General features: G+C 73.9%; 12 protein-coding genes. All 12 read left to right on the forward strand.

Features of this window, described 5'->3' with window-relative positions; genetic code table 11:
• Positions 1-2 precede the first annotated feature (2 nt).
• The 12 genes from GTY84_RS06975 to GTY84_RS07030 all read left to right on the forward strand — a co-directional run bounded on the left by GTY84_RS06975 (position 3) and on the right by GTY84_RS07030 (position 16,744).
• A complete protein-coding gene (locus tag GTY84_RS06975; protein WP_161225408.1) occupies positions 3-1,523 on the forward strand; it encodes an anthranilate synthase component I in 1,521 nt (506 codons plus the stop codon).
• Between the two features lie 205 nt (positions 1,524-1,728).
• Entirely contained in the window at positions 1,729-2,373 is a 645-nt protein-coding gene (locus GTY84_RS06980; RefSeq protein WP_161225409.1) for a TIGR02234 family membrane protein, read from the forward strand.
• A 135-nt stretch (positions 2,374-2,508) separates the two neighbouring features.
• Entirely contained in the window at positions 2,509-2,754 is a 246-nt protein-coding gene (locus GTY84_RS06985) for an HGxxPAAW family protein (protein ID WP_161225410.1), read from the forward strand.
• A 200-nt stretch (positions 2,755-2,954) separates the two neighbouring features.
• Positions 2,955-3,491 carry a DUF2752 domain-containing protein gene (locus tag GTY84_RS06990; protein ID WP_161225215.1) on the forward strand — a complete coding sequence of 179 codons (537 nt, stop codon included), beginning with the start codon at positions 2,955-2,957 and terminating at the stop codon, positions 3,489-3,491.
• 116 nt (positions 3,492-3,607) lie between these two features.
• Positions 3,608-4,417, forward strand: coding sequence for an indole-3-glycerol phosphate synthase TrpC (trpC, locus tag GTY84_RS06995; protein WP_161225216.1), 810 nt, complete (start codon positions 3,608-3,610; stop codon positions 4,415-4,417).
• A 322-nt stretch (positions 4,418-4,739) separates the two neighbouring features.
• Positions 4,740-6,023, forward strand: a complete 1,284-nt coding sequence (trpB, locus tag GTY84_RS07000; protein ID WP_161225217.1) for a tryptophan synthase subunit beta — start codon at positions 4,740-4,742, stop codon at positions 6,021-6,023.
• Entirely contained in the window at positions 6,020-6,835 is an 816-nt protein-coding gene (gene trpA / locus GTY84_RS07005) for a tryptophan synthase subunit alpha (RefSeq protein WP_161225218.1), read from the forward strand. Before trpB ends, trpA begins: the two co-directional genes overlap by 4 nt.
• Before the next feature lie 111 nt (positions 6,836-6,946).
• Positions 6,947-7,717: a thioredoxin domain-containing protein gene (locus tag GTY84_RS07010; protein ID WP_161225219.1), complete on the forward strand. Its 771-nt coding sequence runs from the start codon at positions 6,947-6,949 to the stop codon at positions 7,715-7,717.
• A 125-nt stretch (positions 7,718-7,842) separates the two neighbouring features.
• The gene (lgt, locus tag GTY84_RS07015) at positions 7,843-8,922 is read left to right on the forward strand and encodes a prolipoprotein diacylglyceryl transferase (protein ID WP_161225220.1); all 1,080 of its coding nucleotides are present in this window, start codon (positions 7,843-7,845) and stop codon (positions 8,920-8,922) included.
• A gap of 606 nt (positions 8,923-9,528) precedes the next feature.
• A complete protein-coding gene (locus GTY84_RS07020) occupies positions 9,529-10,260 on the forward strand; it encodes a VIT1/CCC1 transporter family protein (protein ID WP_161225221.1) in 732 nt (243 codons plus the stop codon).
• Positions 10,261-10,704: 444 nt separating this feature from the next.
• Positions 10,705-15,288: a glutamate synthase large subunit gene (gene gltB, locus GTY84_RS07025; protein WP_202550106.1), complete on the forward strand. Its 4,584-nt coding sequence runs from the start codon at positions 10,705-10,707 to the stop codon at positions 15,286-15,288.
• Entirely contained in the window at positions 15,281-16,744 is a 1,464-nt protein-coding gene (locus GTY84_RS07030; RefSeq protein ID WP_161225222.1) for a glutamate synthase subunit beta, read from the forward strand. Before gltB ends, GTY84_RS07030 begins: the two co-directional genes overlap by 8 nt.
• The last annotated feature ends 62 nt before the right edge of the window (positions 16,745-16,806 follow it).

Consider the following 16,806-nt stretch of genomic DNA (forward strand, 5'->3'; position numbering starts at 1 on the left):
TCATGGACCTCGAGACCTTCCGCAGGCTCGCCGCCGACCGCCGCGTCGTGCCGGTCACCCGCAAGCTCCTCGCCGACGGCGACACCCCGGTCGCCCTCTACCGCAAGCTCGCCGCCGAACGCCCCGGCACCTTCCTCCTGGAGTCCGCGGACGGGGGGGCCTCCCAGGAGTTCAGCACCGGGGGAGGGCGCTCCTGGTCCCGTTTCTCCTTCATCGGCGTCCGCAGCGACGCCACCCTCACCGAGCGGGACGGCCTGGCCCACTGGGAGGGCACCCCGCCGGTCGGCGTCCCCGCCGCGGGCGACCCCCTCGGCGCGCTCCGCGCCACCATCGAGGCCCTGCACACCCCCCGCGACCTCGCCGAGGACCTCGGCCTGCCGCCCTTCACCGGCGGCATGGTCGGCTACCTCGGCTACGACATCGTCCGCCGCCTGGAGAAGATCGGCCCCGGCGAGCGCGACGACCTGCGGCTGCCCGAGCTGACCATGCTGCTCACCAGCGACCTCGCCGTGATGGACCACTGGGAGGGCTCGGTCTGGCTGATCGCCAACGCGATCAACCACAACGACCTGGACACCGGCGTCGACGAGGCCTACGCGGGCGCGGTGGCCCGCCTGGACGCCATGCAGGCCGACCTCGGCCGCGCCGTGGCCCAGCCCCCGGCCGCGCTGCCCCCCTCCGAACTGCCCGAGTACACCGCCCTCTGGGGCGGCACCGAATACCAGGCGGCCGTCGAGGACATCAAGGAGCGCATCCGCGCGGGCGAGGCCTTCCAGGTCGTCCCCTCCCAGCGGTTCGAGACGCCCTGCACCGCGAGCGCCCTCGACGTCTACCGGGTCCTGCGCGCCACCAACCCGTCCCCGTACATGTACCTGCTGCGCCTCGACGGCTTCGACATCGTCGGCTCCTCGCCCGAGGCCCTGGTCAAGGTGGAGGCCGGCCGGGCCCTGCTGCACCCCATCGCCGGCACCCGCCACCGCGGCGCCACCCCCGGGGAGGACCAGGCGCTGGCCGAGGAACTGCTCGCCGACCCCAAGGAGCGCGCCGAGCACCTGATGCTCGTCGACCTGGGCCGCAACGACCTCGGACGGGTCTGCGAGCCCGGCTCCGTCGAGGTCGTCGACTTCATGTCCGTCGAGCGGTACTCGCACGTCATGCACATCGTCTCCACGGTGACCGGGCAGGTCGCGCCCGGCCGCACCGCCTTCGACGTGCTCACCGCCTGCTTCCCGGCCGGCACCCTCTCCGGCGCCCCCAAGCCGCGCGCCCTGCAGATCATCGACGAACTCGAACCCTCCCGCCGGGGCCTCTACGGCGGCGCCGTCGGCTACCTCGACTTCGCGGGCGACTCGGACACCGCCATCGCCATCCGCACCGCCCTGCTGCGCGACGGCACCGCCTACGTCCAGGCGGGCGCGGGCGTCGTGGCGGACTCCGACCCGGTCGCCGAGGACACCGAGTGCCGCAACAAGGCGGCGGCCGTGCTGCGCGCCGTCCACACGGCCAACCGCCTCGGCGGCTGACGGCGGCCGCCACGGCCGCCGCCGACCGTGGCGGGACGGGGGCGCGGGGGTCCTCCGTCCGGCCCGGGGCCGTGCCCGCGCGTCGCCCTGGGCGTGCGCGCGTCCCGGGTGTGGCCGGAAACCGCCGCCGGAGGCCTCCGATGGGGGACTTCTCACCCTCCGATCGTGAACCCCGGGTGCCGCGGCACCCGGGGCCCGGGTGATAGTGGAGTACGTGACTGCTGTTCCTCACCCCCGCACCCCCGACGCCGGTCCCGGCAGGTCCCACGGCCGCCGCAGCCTCGCCCTCGCCCTGCTGAGCGGCGCGCTCGGCGCCGCCGTCGCCCTGCTCGCCACCCGCCAGGAATGGTCCGAGGGCACCGCGACGGTGGCCGGCGGAGCCTTCCCGCTGACCGCCAGGGGGAGCGACGTCACGGGCGTCCCCGCGGCGCTCGCCATAGTCGGCCTCGCCGCGCTCGTCGCCGTCTTCGCCGTCCGCGGCGCCGGGCGCCTCGCGGTCGCCGGGCTGCTCGCGCTGTGCGGCGCGGGCACCGTCGCCGCGGCCGTCGCCGGTGCCCTGGACAGCTCCGCCCTGGACGACAAGGCGGTCCGGGCGGCGGGCGACACCTCGGCCACCGTGGACGCCCTCACCCACACCGCCTGGCCCTACGCGGCCGCCGCCGGCGGGCTCCTGCTCCTGCTCGCCGGGCTGCTCGCGCTGCGCTACGGGCGGCTGTGGCCCGCGATGTCCGGCCGCTACGAGCGCGACGGCACGCCCCGCCCGCGCCGCCGGGAGCGCCCGGTCGACCCGGACCGCCCCGAGGACCTCTGGAAGGCGCTCGACCGCGGCGAGGACCCGACCGGGGCCTGACCGGCCCGTCCTTGGCACCCGTACGGGGGACGCGCCCACCGGGCGGTGGACCCCCGATCACGCCACGCCCGCCCGTGCGGGACAATGAGCGCGAGCGTCCTGCTCAGACACGTACACAGCAACGAGGAGCAAGCAATGGCGGGCAGCAGCCACGGTCACACCCCGGCCGCCTGGACCGGCGTCATCATCGCCTTCATCGGTTTCTGCGTCGCGGGCATGTTCATGGTGATGGCGCAGCCCGTGGGCTTCTGGGCGGGCATCGGCGTCACCCTCGTGGGTGGTGTCGTGGGCGGCGTCATGAAGCTGATGGGCCTCGGCCAGCCGAAGCACGTCGACCCCTCGCGCAGCATCGCCGAGAGCCGCGCCGCGGCCGGCGCCTGAGGGCGGGCGCCGCACGACGGCGGAACGCCTCCACGGGGGGCGGGTGGCACCCGGGTGCCACCCGCCCCCCGCGCGTTCCCGGCCCGCGGGGATCGTCGCCGTCGTGCCCGCGCCCGGCGTCGCGCCCCTTCGTGCCGCGCCCGGGGTGCCGCGCTCTCCCGCCCGGCGCCCCCGTGCGGGCCCCCGCCGTGCCGGGCAGAATGCGGACCGTGGATGCCGAGACCCTCCCGAAGCCGCCGCCCGACCCGGCCCCCCGGCACCCGTCGGCCGGGCCCGCCGCGCCACCCGCCGGACCCGGGCCTCGCGCCGTCTCCGGCCACCGTCCCGCCTCCGGTCCCCGGGCCGTCGCCGGGCGCCTCGCCGTGCCCACCGCCGTGCTCGCGGCCGTCGCCGGGGCCTTCACCTATGTGGCGGCCGTCGACCCGAACGAGCCCGGCCACTACCCCGTCTGCCCCCTGCTGCGCCTCACCGGCCTGTACTGCCCCGGCTGCGGCGGACTGCGCAGCGCCCACGCCGTCGCCCACGGGGACCTGCCCGCCGCCCTGCACGCCAACGCGCCCGCCGTCCTCGGCTACGCGGCCTTCGCCGTGCTCTGGACCCTCTGGACGGTGCGCGCCGCCCGGGGCCGCCGCTCGGCCTTCTCCCCGGGCCCCGTGCTGCTCTGGACCCTGGGTTCCCTGCTGCTGGCCTTCACCATCGTCCGGAACCTGCCCCTCGGTGGCTGGCTGACCCCTTGACGGACCGCCCGATGTCCACCTTGTGGGACCGGCGGTGGCCGGATGCGGGCCCCGCGCCCCGCTGCGGATACCATCTCAGTGACCGAACGTTCCGCCGTCCGAAAGGGGCCTCTCGCGTGAGTGTGCTCGACGAGATCATCGACGGAGTCCGTGCCGACCTCGCCGAGCGGCAGGCGCGCGTCAGCCTCGACGAGCTCAAGGAGCGCGCGGCCCGGGCCAGGCCCGCGCGGGACGGTGTGAGCGCCCTGCGCGGCGACGGGGTCAAGGTCATCTGCGAGGTCAAGCGCTCCAGCCCCTCCAAGGGCGCGCTGGCCGCCATCGCGGACCCGGCGGGGCTCGCCGCCGACTACGAGGCGGGCGGCGCGGCCGTCATCTCCGTCCTCACCGAGCAGCGCCGCTTCGGCGGCTCGCTGGCCGACCTGGACGCCGTCCGCGCCCGGGTGGACATCCCCGTCCTGCGCAAGGACTTCATCGTCACCTCGTACCAGCTCTGGGAGGCCCGCGCGCACGGCGCCGACCTGGCCCTGCTGATCGTCGCCGCCCTGGAGCAGCCCGCCCTGGAGTCGCTGATCGAGCGCGCCGGATCCATCGGGCTCACCCCCCTCGTCGAGGTCCACGACGAGGAGGAGGTCGAGCGGGCCGTCGACGCCGGGGCCAAGGTCATCGGCGTCAACGCGCGCAACCTGAAGACGCTGGAGGTCGACCGCGGCACCTTCGAGCGCGTCGCCCCCGAGATCCCGGCCGGCATCGTCCGCGTCGCGGAGTCCGGCGTCCGCGGCCCGCACGACCTCATCGCCTACGCCAACGAGGGCGCCGACGCCGTCCTCGTCGGGGAGTCCCTGGTCACCGGCCGCGACCCCCGGACCGCCGTCTCCGACCTGGTGGCCGCCGGCGAGCACCCGGCCCTGCGGCACGGCCGCGGCTGACCCCGGCCGGCAGTCCCCGATGACCGCTCCCCGGCCCGTTCCCGCGTCCAGGGACCCCTACGCGCGCCTGGCGCGCGGCTGCCGCCCGCGCGGCTGCCGCGCCCCCGCGCGCCGGGTCCACGGGCGCCGGGTGCGCTATGTGATCGGGGACGAGCCCGGCCAGGTGAACGGGATGCGATGGCACCGCGCCCCCTGAGGGGCGCGGGCCGCCACTGAGCCGCGCGGCTGTCGGGTGCCATCGGGCGCCGACGGGCCGCGCGGCCGGACGCCCCCACCCCGCGGCGCACAGTGCCCACCCACCAGACCACCGTGAGGCTCTCGCATGCCCAGCTCCTTCTTCATCCCCGACCCCGAGGGTCAGGTCCCCAGCCCCCAGGGCTACTTCGGCGCCTACGGCGGCAAGTTCATCCCGGAGGCCCTGGTGGCCGCCGTGGACGAGGTCGCCGTCGAGTACGACAAGGCCAAGGCCGACCCCGAGTTCGCCCGTGAGCTCGACGACCTGCTCGCCCACTACACCGGGCGGCCCTCCGCCCTCACCGAGGTCCCCCGCTTCGCCGCCGAGGCGGGCGGCGCCCGGATCTTCCTCAAGCGCGAGGACCTGAACCACACCGGCTCGCACAAGATCAACAACGTGCTGGGCCAGGCCCTGCTCACCCGGCGGATGGGCAAGACCCGCGTCATCGCCGAGACCGGCGCGGGCCAGCACGGTGTGGCCACCGCCACCGCCTGCGCCCTGTTCGGCCTCGAGTGCACCATCTACATGGGCGAGGTCGACACCCGGCGCCAGGCGCTCAACGTGGCCCGGATGCGCATGCTCGGCGCCGAGGTCATCGCCGTGAAGTCCGGCAGCCGCACCCTCAAGGACGCGATCAACGAGGCGTTCCGCGACTGGGTCGCCAACGTCGACCGGACCCACTACCTGTTCGGCACCGTCGCCGGTCCGCACCCCTTCCCGGCCATGGTCCGCGACTTCCACCGCGTCATCGGCGTGGAGGCCCGCCGCCAGATCCTGGAGCGGGCCGGGCGGCTCCCCGACGCCGCGGTCGCCTGCGTCGGCGGCGGCTCCAACGCCATCGGCCTCTTCCACGCCTTCATCCCCGACGAGGGCGTCCGCCTCATCGGCTGCGAACCGGCGGGCCACGGCCTGGAGACCGGCGAGCACGCCGCCACCCTGAGCGCCGGGGAGCCCGGCATCCTGCACGGCTCCCGCTCCTACGTCCTCCAGGACGACGAGGGCCAGATCACCGAGCCGTACTCGATCTCGGCCGGCCTGGACTACCCGGGCATCGGCCCGGAGCACTCGTACCTGAAGGACTCCGGCCGCGGCGAGTACCGCGCGGTCACCGATGACGCCGCCATGCAGGCCCTGCGCCTGCTGTCGCGCACCGAGGGCATCATCCCGGCCATCGAGAGCGCCCATGCGCTGGCCGGGGCCCTGGAGGTCGGCCGGGAGCTGGGACCGGAGGGGCTGCTCGTCGTCAACCTCTCCGGCCGCGGCGACAAGGACATGGACACCGCCGCCCGCTACTTCGGGCTGTACGACACCGACGCCGAGGTCGCCGCCGACCGGGCGGGCACCGCCGAGATCGAGGGGGACGCGAAGTGAGCGGGAACGTACGACTGCTGGACGAGACCCTCGCGGCCGCGAAGGCCGAGGGCCGCGCGGCCCTCATCGCCTACCTCCCGGCCGGGTTCCCCACCGTCGACGGCGGCATCGAGGCGGCCAAGGCCGTCATCGAGGGCGGCGCCGACATCGTCGAGATCGGGCTGCCGCACAGCGACCCGGTCCTGGACGGCCCGGTCATCCAGACCGCCGACGACATCGCCCTGCGCGGCGGGGTGCGCATCGCCGACGTGCTGCGCACCGTCAAGGAGGCCCATGAGGCCACCGGCCGGCCGATCCTCGTCATGACCTACTGGAACCCGGTCGACCGCTACGGCGTGGAGCGCTTCGCCGCCGAGTTGGCCGAGGCGGGCGGCGCCGGGTGCATCCTGCCCGACCTGCCGGTCCAGGAGTCCGCGTCGTGGCGGGAGCACGCCGACAAGCACGGGCTCGCCACGGTCTTCGTGGTGGCGCCCAGCAGCGAGGACGCCCGGCTCGCGGAGATCACCGCGGTCGGCAGCGGCTTCGTCTACGCGGCCTCCCTGATGGGCGTCACCGGCACCCGGACCTCGGTCAGCTCGCAGGCCGAGGACCTGGTGCGGCGCACCCGCGCCACCACCGGCACCCCGGTCTGCGTCGGCCTCGGCGTCTCCGACGCCGTCCAGGCCGCCGAGGTCGCCCGCTTCGCCGACGGGGTGATCGTGGGCTCCGCCTTCGTCAAGCGGATGCTGGACGCCCCCGACTCGGCGACCGGGCTGGAGGAGGTCCGCGCCCTCGCGGCCGATCTGGCCAAGGGCGTCCGCGGCCGGGCGTAGCCGCCCGACGCGCGGCCCGGCGGACCGGGCCGAATGTCATATGGGTCCCTCGTACGGGTGGACCTGGGGCCGGGGAGGCGCGTTGCGCCTCCCCGGTTCGTTCTGCGGGGTGTGAGCGAGAAGAACCGAGGAAAGCGCACCGCCCGGGAGCGGATGGCGGCCGAGCGGCAGAAGCAGCAGTCCAGGGACCGGCGCCGGCGCGGCCTGATCGTCGGCGTGAGCGTGGTCGGCGTCCTGGGGCTCGCGGCGGTGATCGGGGTGATCGCCGCCAACGCGGGCAAGGACGACGGCGGCGAGTCGGCCGGCCCGGTCGTGGTGCCCTCCGGGGCCCGGGGCAAGGACAGCCTCGCCATCCCCGCCGGGAAGGAGAGCGCCGGATCGACGCTCACCATCTGGGAGGACTTCCGCTGCCCCGCCTGCAAGGCCTTCGAGCTGGCCTACCGGGACACCATCCACGAGCTGACCGCCGCCGGGCAGCTCAAGGTGGAGTACCACCTGGCCACGCTGATCGACGGCAACATGGGCGGCACCGGCTCCCGCGAGGCGGCCAACGCGGCGGCCTGCGCCCAGGACGCCGGCAGGTTCTCCCCGTACCACGACGTGCTCTACGACAACCAGCCCGCGGAGATCGACGACGCCTTCGCCGACAAGGACCGGCTGATCACCCTGGCGGGCAAGGTCGACGGCCTGGACACCCCCGCCTTCCAGGAGTGCGTGCGGGACGGCACGCACAACGCCTGGGTCGCCAAGTCCAACCAGGCGTTCAAGAAGGGCGGCTTCAGCGGCACCCCGACGGTCCTGCTGGACGGCGAGAACATCTACCAGGACGGCGGCATGACCCCCGACAAGCTGAAGCAGCGCGTCGCGGAGGCGAACAAGTAGGCTCGTGGAAGGCCCACAAGTAGGAAGGACCGGGCGCGGGCGGACGAATCCGCCCTCCCGTTACGGACCCGTAGCCGAGGTGTCTTGCCGCAGGTCCCGTCCGACACGGTAGCGTCGACCTTGCCATGGAACTTGCCTTCATTCCCAGCCCGTCGAGCGGGGTGCTGCACCTCGGCCCCGTTCCGCTGCGCGGCTACGCGTTCTGCATCATCATCGGTGTCTTCGTGGCCGTGTGGCTCGGCAACCGGCGCTGGATCGCCCGGGGCGGCCGGGCGGGCACGGTGGCCGACATCGCGGTCTGGGCCGTTCCCTTCGGCCTGATCGGCGGCCGGCTCTACCACGTGATCACGGACTACGAGCTGTACTTCAGCGAGGGCCGTGACTGGGTGGGCGCCTTCAAGGTCTGGGAGGGCGGCCTCGGCATCTGGGGCGCCATCGCGCTCGGCGCGCTGGGTGCCTGGATCGGCGCCCGGCGCCGGGGCATCCCGATGCCCGCCTACGCCGACGCCGTCGCCCCCGGCATCGCCCTGGCCCAGGCCATCGGCCGCTGGGGCAACTGGTTCAACCAGGAGCTGTACGGGCGGGCCACCGACCTGCCGTGGGCGCTGAAGATCACCTCTTCCGCCGGGGGCCGGGAGCCGGGCACCTACCACCCGACGTTCCTGTACGAGTCGCTGTGGTGCGTGGGCGTCGCGCTCCTCGTCATCTGGGCCGACCGGCGCTTCTCGCTCGGCCACGGCAGGGCCTTCGCCCTGTACGTCGCCTCGTACTGCGCGGGCCGCTTCTGGATCGAGTACATGCGTGTCGACGACGCCCACCACATCCTCGGCCTGCGGCTGAACAACTGGACCGCGCTCCTCGTGTTCCTGCTGGCCGTGGTCTACATGGTGGTCTCGGCCCGGACGCGGCCGGGCCGGGAGGCCGTGGTCGAGCCGGGCGCGGAGAAGGCCGACGGCGCGGCGGAGGACGCCAAGGCCCCGAAGGACGCCTCCGGGACGGATGCGAAGGGCGCCGCCGAGGCCGCGGAGCCCGCGAAGGAGGAGCCCGCGAAGGACGCGAAGGGCCCGGAGCCCGCCGAGGGCGCCGACGGACCCGGGAGCGCCGGGGCCGCGAAGGGCGCCGAGGACATTCCCGACGCTCGGGACGGGGACGCCGGGGACTCCGGCGACGTGAGGAACGGCGCCGGGTCGGCCAAGAAGGGCTGAGCCGGCACCCGGCCGGACGGCCGGGGCGCGTACGGGCGGCGGTGTCTTCACCGCCGCCCTCGTCATGTCCGGCCACGGGTTCCGGTCCCGCCTGGTCCCGGGCCCCAGGCCCCCTGGTCCCGGGCCCCCGGCCCCGGGCCCCAGGCCCGCCGGTCCCGAGCCTCGGCTCCGAGCCCTTGGGCGCCGGGAGGCGGCTCGGAGGTGTGACGGCGCGGATGTCCGGGGGCTCGGAGGTGTCCGGCACCCGGGGTCCGCCCGCACCGCCCGGCTCCGCCCGCACCGTCCTGCCTCATCCGGTGCTCATCCGGCCCCTCCGCCCGCCCCGCACCCCTCCGTACGTCCCCTCCCGGGCGCCCCGCGACCCCGTGCCGTCCCGTGTCCGTCGCCCCGGCGGGAACCGGTCCGGGAGGGGTCCGGTCCGCCCTGTCCTACTCGCGTGCGAGCATGGCCATGGACGTCCTTCCGGCGACAAAACCGCAGGTAAGCGCAGCCTTTCCTTGCTGGCGGCAGGGAATGGATCACCGTAGATTGGTTGTTGTCGAGAAGTGGAATTCGTCCAAAGAGCACGCGTCGACGACGTGCTCGACGCTCCCCGGGGGGACCCGCATGGCCATCATCGAGACCGAAGCCGCGCTCCACGTGGCGCACCGCGACAACCACACCCACCGGGACGTCAACGGGGGGTGGCTGCGCCCCGCCGTCTTCGGCGCCATGGACGGGCTGGTCTCCAACCTGGCCCTGATGACCGGCGTCGCCGGGGGCGCGGCCGGGCAGCAGACCATCGTGCTCAGCGGTCTGGCGGGCCTGGCGGCCGGAGCCTTCTCGATGGCCGCCGGCGAGTACACCTCCGTCGCCTCCCAGCGCGAGCTGGTCGAGGCCGAGCTGGACGTGGAGCGCCGGGAGCTGCGCAAGCACCCGAAGGACGAGGAGGCCGAGCTGGCCGCCCTCTACGAGGCGCGCGGCGTCGAGCCGAAGCTGGCCCGGGAGGTTGCCCGGCAGCTCTCCCGCGACCCCGAGCAGGCGCTGGAGATACACGCCCGCGAGGAGCTCGGCATCGACCCCTCCGACCTGCCCTCCCCGCTGGTCGCGGCGGTCTCCTCGTTCGGTTCCTTCGCCCTCGGCGCCCTGCTCCCGGTGCTGCCCTTCCTCCTCGGCGCCGAGGCCCTCTGGCCCGCCGTGCTGCTGGCGCTGGCCGGGCTGTTCCTGTGCGGCGCGGTGGTCGCCAAGGTCACCGCCCGGAGCTGGTGGTTCAGCGGGCTGCGGCAGCTCGCGCTGGGCGGCGCGGCGGCCGGGGTGACCTACCTCCTGGGCACCCTGTTCGACTCGGCCCTGGGCTGACCCGCTCCGTCCGGATCGGCCTCCCCGCGTTACACACAAGTAAATTCCCTGCCCGCTGGTTTCGTCCCCGAAGCCAGCGGGCATGGTGCGTAAGCGCCACGGGTGAGGAAGCCCGTCGCGTATCCCGCGGAGCGGGCGACGACGCCCCTTTGTCCCAGAGCCGCCGGTCAGCGTCCTTTCCCTCGGCTCGACCCACCACCTCGCACCATCGGGTCCGCGACCCCGAAACCCGTCGCCGACCCCTCAGATGTCCGCATAATGGTACGGCGTTTCCGCTTTGCGAGATCCGCAACATCGTGTAGCCTGCACCAGCTTTCGCACTCAGCGGAGGGCCAGCGTCGTCCCTCGGCAACTCGACTTGCCACCCGACGACGATGGGGAGAGCCGATGCACATGCCGCGCCAGCCGTCCCAGCAGCCCGTGACCGACCGGAACCGGTCCTTCATGGACGCCCGCCCCGCCCGGCAGGGCCTGTACGACCCCCGCGAGGAGCACGACGCCTGCGGCGTCGGATTCGTCGCCACCCTCACCGGTGAGGCGTCCCACACCCTGGTGGACCAGGCCCTCACCGTGCTGCGCAACCTGGAGCACCGGGGAGCCACCGGCTCCGAGCCCGACTCGGGCGACGGCGCGGGCATCCTGACGCAGGTGCCCGACGCCTTCCTCCGCGAGGTGGCCGGTTTCGACCTGCCCGAGCCCGGCGGCTACGCCGTCGGCATCGCCTTCCTCCCGCCGGAGGGGACCGGCGCCGCCGTCGAGCGGGTCGGGGAACTGGCCGCCGAGGAGGGACTGACCGTCCTCGGCTGGCGCGAGGTCCCCGTCGCCCCGCAACTGCTGGGCGCCACCGCCCGTGCCACGATGCCGGTCCTGCGCCAGCTCTTCGTCACCGACGGCACCTCCCGGGGCATCGCCCTGGACCGCCGTGCCTTCGCCCTGCGCAAGCGGGCCGAACGCGAGCTGGGCGTCTACTTCCCCTCGCTGTCCGCGCGCACCGTCGTGTACAAGGGCATGCTGACCACCGGCCAGCTCGAACCGTTCTTCCCGGACCTGTCCGACCGCCGCTTCGCCTCCGCGATCGCGCTCGTGCACTCCCGGTTCTCCACCAACACCTTCCCGGCCTGGCCGCTGGCCCACCCCTACCGGTTCGTCGCGCACAACGGCGAGATCAACACCGTCCGGGGCAACCGCAACTGGATGGCCGCCCGGGAGTCCCAGCTCGCCTCCGACCTGTTCGGCCACGGACCGGCGCGGGAGGGGGCGGCGGGCGAGAGCGTCGCCGCGGGACTGGAGCGGCTGTTCCCCATCTGCACCCCGGACGCCTCGGACTCCGCCTCCTTCGACGAGGTCCTGGAACTGCTGCACCTGGGCGGGCGCTCGCTGCCGCACGCCGTGCTGATGATGATCCCGGAGGCGTGGGAGAACCACGAGTCCATGAACATCGAGGACGCGGGCCGCCGCGCCTTCTACCAGTACCACTCCACGATGATGGAGCCCTGGGACGGCCCCGCCTGCGTCACCTTCACCGACGGCACCCAGGTCGGCGCCGTCCTCGACCGCAACGGGCTGCGCCCCGGCCGCTACTGGGTCACCGACGACGGCCTCGTGGTCCTCGGCTCCGAGGTCGGCGTCCTGGACATCGACCCGGCCCGGGTGGTCCGCAAGGGCCGCCTCCAGCCCGGCCGCATGTTCCTCGTCGACACCGCCGAGCACCGCATCATCGAGGACGACGAGGTCAAGGCCGCCCTGGCCGCCGGACAGCCCTACGCCGAGTGGCTGGAGGCCGGCGAGATCGAGCTGTCCGACCTGCCCGAGCGCGAGCACATCGTCCACACCCACGCCTCGGTCACCCGCCGCCAGCAGACCTTCGGGTACACCGAGGAGGAGCTGCGGGTCATCCTGGCGCCGATGGCCCGCACCGGCACCGAGCCGATCGGCTCCATGGGCACCGACTCCCCGATCGCCGCCCTCTCCGAGCGGCCCCGGCTGCTGTTCGACTACTTCACCCAGCTCTTCGCCCAGGTCACCAACCCGCCCCTGGACGCCATCCGGGAGGAGCTGGTCACCTCCCTGCGCAGCTCCCTGGGCCCCCAGGGCAACCTGCTGGACCCGACCGCCGCGTCCTGCCGCAGCGTCGTCCTGCCCTTCCCGGTGATCGACAACGACGAGCTGGCCAAGCTCATCCACATCAACGCCGACGGCGACATGCCCGGTTTCAAGGCCGCCACCCTCTCCGGCCTCTACCGGGTGCACGGCGGCGGCGAGGCACTGGCCGCCCGGATCGAGGAGATCCGCGCCGAGGCCGACGCCGCCATCGACAACGGCGCCCGGCTGATCGTGCTCTCCGACCGCCACGCGGACGCCGAGCACGCCCCGATCCCCTCGCTGCTGCTCACCGCGGCCGTCCACCACCACCTCATCCGCACCAAGCAGCGCACCCAGGTGGGCCTGCTGGTCGAGGCCGGCGACGTCCGCGAGGTCCACCACGTGGCCCTGCTCATCGGCTACGGCGCCGCGGCCGTCAACCCCTACCTCGCGATGGAGTCCGTCGAGGACCTCGTGCGGGCCGGGACCTTCCTGCCCGGCGCCGACCTCGCGCAGTCCCTCCGCAACCTCATCCACGCCCTGGGCAAGGGCGTCCTCAAGGTGATGTCCAAGATGGGCATCTCCACCGTCGCCTCCTACCGCGGCGCCCAGGTCTTCGAGGCCGTCGGTCTCGACGAGTCCTTCGTGGAGACCTACTTCCACGGCACCGCCACCAAGATCGGCGGCGTCGGCATCGACGTCATCGCCCGGGAGGTCGCCGCCCGCCACGCCAAGGCGTACCCCGCCTCCGGCATCGCCCCGGCGCACCGCGCTCTGGAGATCGGCGGCGAGTACCAGTGGCGCCGCGAGGGCGAGCCCCACCTGTTCGACCCGGAGACGGTCTTCCGCCTCCAGCACTCCACGCGCTCCGGGCGCTACGACATCTTCAAGAAGTACACGTCCCGGGTGAACGAGCAGTCCGAACGCCTGATGACGCTGCGCGGGCTGTTCGGCTTCGCCTCCGGCCGGACCCCCGTCCCGCTGGACGAGGTCGAGCCCGTCTCCGAGATCGTCAAGCGCTTCTCCACCGGCGCCATGTCGTACGGCTCCATCTCCCAGGAGGCGCACGAGACGCTCGCCGTCGCCATGAACCGGCTCGGCGCCAAGTCCAACACCGGCGAGGGCGGCGAGGACCCCGAGCGGCTCCACGACCCCGTCCGCCGCTCCGCCATCAAGCAGGTCGCCTCCGGGCGCTTCGGCGTCACCAGCGAGTACCTGGTCAACGCGGACGACATCCAGATCAAGATGGCCCAGGGCGCCAAGCCCGGCGAGGGCGGCCAGCTCCCCGGCCACAAGGTCTACCCCTGGGTCGCCAGGACCCGGCACAGCACCCCCGGCGTGGGCCTGATCTCCCCGCCGCCGCACCACGACATCTACTCCATCGAGGACCTCGCCCAGCTCATCCACGACCTCAAGAACGCCAACCCCCGGGCGCGCGTCCACGTCAAGCTGGTCTCCGAGGTCGGCGTCGGCACCGTCGCCGCCGGGGTCTCCAAGGCCCACGCCGACGTGGTCCTCGTCTCCGGCCACGACGGCGGCACCGGCGCCTCCCCGCTGACCTCGCTCAAGCACGCGGGCGGCCCCTGGGAGCTGGGCCTGGCCGAGACCCAGCAGACCCTGCTGCTCAACGGGTTGCGCGACCGGATCGTCGTCCAGACCGACGGCCAGCTCAAGACCGGTCGCGACGTGGTCATCGCCGCCCTCCTCGGCGCCGAGGAGTTCGGCTTCGCCACCGCGCCGCTCGTCGTCTCCGGCTGCGTCATGATGCGCGTCTGCCACCTGGACACCTGCCCCGTCGGCATCGCCACCCAGAACCCGGTGCTGCGCGAGCGGTTCGCGGGCCGGGCCGAGCACATCGTCACCTTCTTCCGGTTCATCGCCGAGGAGGTCCGCGAGCTCCTCGCCGAGCTGGGCTACCGCTCCGTCGAGGAGGCCGTCGGCCACGCCGAGGCCCTCGACGTCACCCGGGCCGTCGACCACTGGAAGGCGCGGGGCCTCGACCTGGCCCCCCTGTTCCACGTGCCCGACCTGCCCGAGGGCGCGGTGCGCCACCGGACCGTCGCCCAGGACCACGGCCTGGAGAAGGCCCTGGACAACGAGCTGATCCGGCTCGCGGCCGACGCCCTGGGCGCCCCCGGCGCCGAGGCCGCCGCCCCGGTGCGGGCCCGGGTCGCCATCCGCAACATCAACCGCACCGTCGGCACCATGCTCGGCCACGAGGTGACCCGGAGGTTCGGCGGCGCGGGCCTGCCCGACGACACCGTCGACCTCACCTTCACCGGCTCCGCCGGGCAGTCCTTCGGCGCCTTCGTGCCGCGCGGCATCACCCTGCGCCTGGAGGGCGACGCCAACGACTACGTCGGCAAGGGCCTCTCCGGCGGCCGGATCGTCGTCCGCCCGGACCGGCGCGCCGACCACCTCGCGGAGTACTCCACCATCGCCGGAAACACCATCGGCTACGGCGCCACCGGCGGCGAGATGTTCCTGCGCGGCCGGGTCGGAGAGCGCTTCTGCGTCCGCAACTCCGGCGCGCTGGCCGTCTCCGAGGGCGTCGGGGACCACGGCTGCGAGTACATGACCGGCGGCCACGCCGTCGTCCTCGGCCCGACCGGGCGCAACTTCGCGGCCGGCATGTCCGGCGGGGTCGCCCACGTCCTCGACCTCGACCCGCGCCGCGTCAACGCCGGGAACCTGGACGCCGTGGAGCCGCTGGACGACGCCGACCGGGAACGGCTGCACGACGTGGTGCGCCGGCACCACGAGGAGACCGGCTCGACCGTCGCCGCCGCGCTCCTCGCCGACTGGCCCGCCGCCGCGGCGCGGTTCAGCCGGATCATCCCCCGTACGTACAAGGCAGTGCTCGCCGCCAAGGACGCCGCCGAGCGGGCCGGTCTCACCGAGACCGCGATCACCGAGAAGATGATGGAGGCGGCGTCCCATGGCTGATCCCAAGGGCTTCCTCAACCACGACCGCGAGGCCGCCAGGACGCGTCCCGTCGCGGAGCGCGTCAGGGACTGGAGCGAGGTGTACGTCCCCGGCTCCCTGCTGCCGATCATCGGCACCCAGGCGTCCCGGTGCATGGACTGCGGCATCCCGTTCTGCCACAGCGGCTGCCCGCTCGGGAACCTGATCCCCGAGTGGAACGACTACGCCTACCGCGAGGACTGGCCGGCCGCCCAGGAGCGCCTGCACGCCACCAACAACTTCCCGGAGTTCACCGGCCGCCTGTGCCCGGCCCCGTGCGAGTCGGCGTGCGTCCTCGGCATCAACCAGCAGCCGGTGACCATCAAGAACGTCGAGGTCTCCATCATCGACAAGGCGTGGGAGACCGGTGACGTCGTCCCGCGCGTCCCCGAGCGGCTCTCCGGGCGGACCGTGGCCGTCATCGGCTCCGGCCCGGCCGGGCTGGCCGCCGCCCAGCAGCTCACCCGGGCCGGCCACACCGTCGCCGTCTACGAGCGCGCCGACCGCGTCGGGGGCCTGCTGCGGTACGGCATCCCCGAGTTCAAGATGGAGAAGCGGCACATCAACCGGCGCATCGAGCAGATGCGCGCGGAGGGCACCCGGTTCCGCACCGGCGTCGAGATCGGCCGCGACCTGAAGGCCACCGACCTGCGCCGCCGCTACGACGCCGTGGTCATCGCCGCCGGGTCCACCACCGCCCGCGACCTGCCGGTGCCCGGCCGTGAACTCCTCGGCATCCACCAGGCGATGGAGTACCTGCCGCTGGCCAACAAGGTCCAGGAGGGCGACTACGTCACCTCCCCGATCTCCGCCGAGGGCAAGCACGTCGTCGTCATCGGCGGCGGCGACACCGGCGCCGACTGCGTGGGCACCGCCCACCGCCAGGGCGCCGCCTCCGTCACCCAGCTGGAGATCATGCCGCGGCCGGGCGAGGAGCGGAATCCGGCCTCGCAGCCCTGGCCGACCTTCCCCATGCTCTACAAGGTCACCTCGGCCCACGAGGAGGGCGGCGAGCGGGTCTACGCCGTCTCCACCACCCGTTTCGAGGGCGACGAGGAGGGCCGCGTCCAGTGGCTCCACCTCGCCGAAGTGGAGTTCGCCGACGGCGGGTTCACGCCGAAGCCGGGCACCGGGCGCCGCATCCCGGCCCAGCTCGTCACCCTCGCCATGGGCTTCACCGGAACCGACCGGGAGAACGGCCTGGTGGAACAGTTCGGACTGGCACTCGACGAACGGGGTAACATCGCCCGGGACGCCGACTTCCAGACCAATGTGCCGGGTGTGTTCGTCGCCGGCGACGCCGGCCGGGGCCAGTCGCTCATCGTCTGGGCCATCGCGGAGGGCCGCTCGGCCGCCCGCGGTGCCGACCGCTTCCTGACCGGGGCCAGCGACCTGCCGGCCCCGATCCGCCCGACCGACCGCTCCCTGGCGGTCTGACCGGCGGATCGATCCGAGACGTCCCGTACAACGGCGTACGGGCGGGCACTCCGGGGGACTTT

Source organism: Streptomyces sp. SID8352 (assembly GCF_009862265.1).
GTDB lineage: Bacteria > Actinomycetota > Actinomycetes > Streptomycetales > Streptomycetaceae > Streptomyces.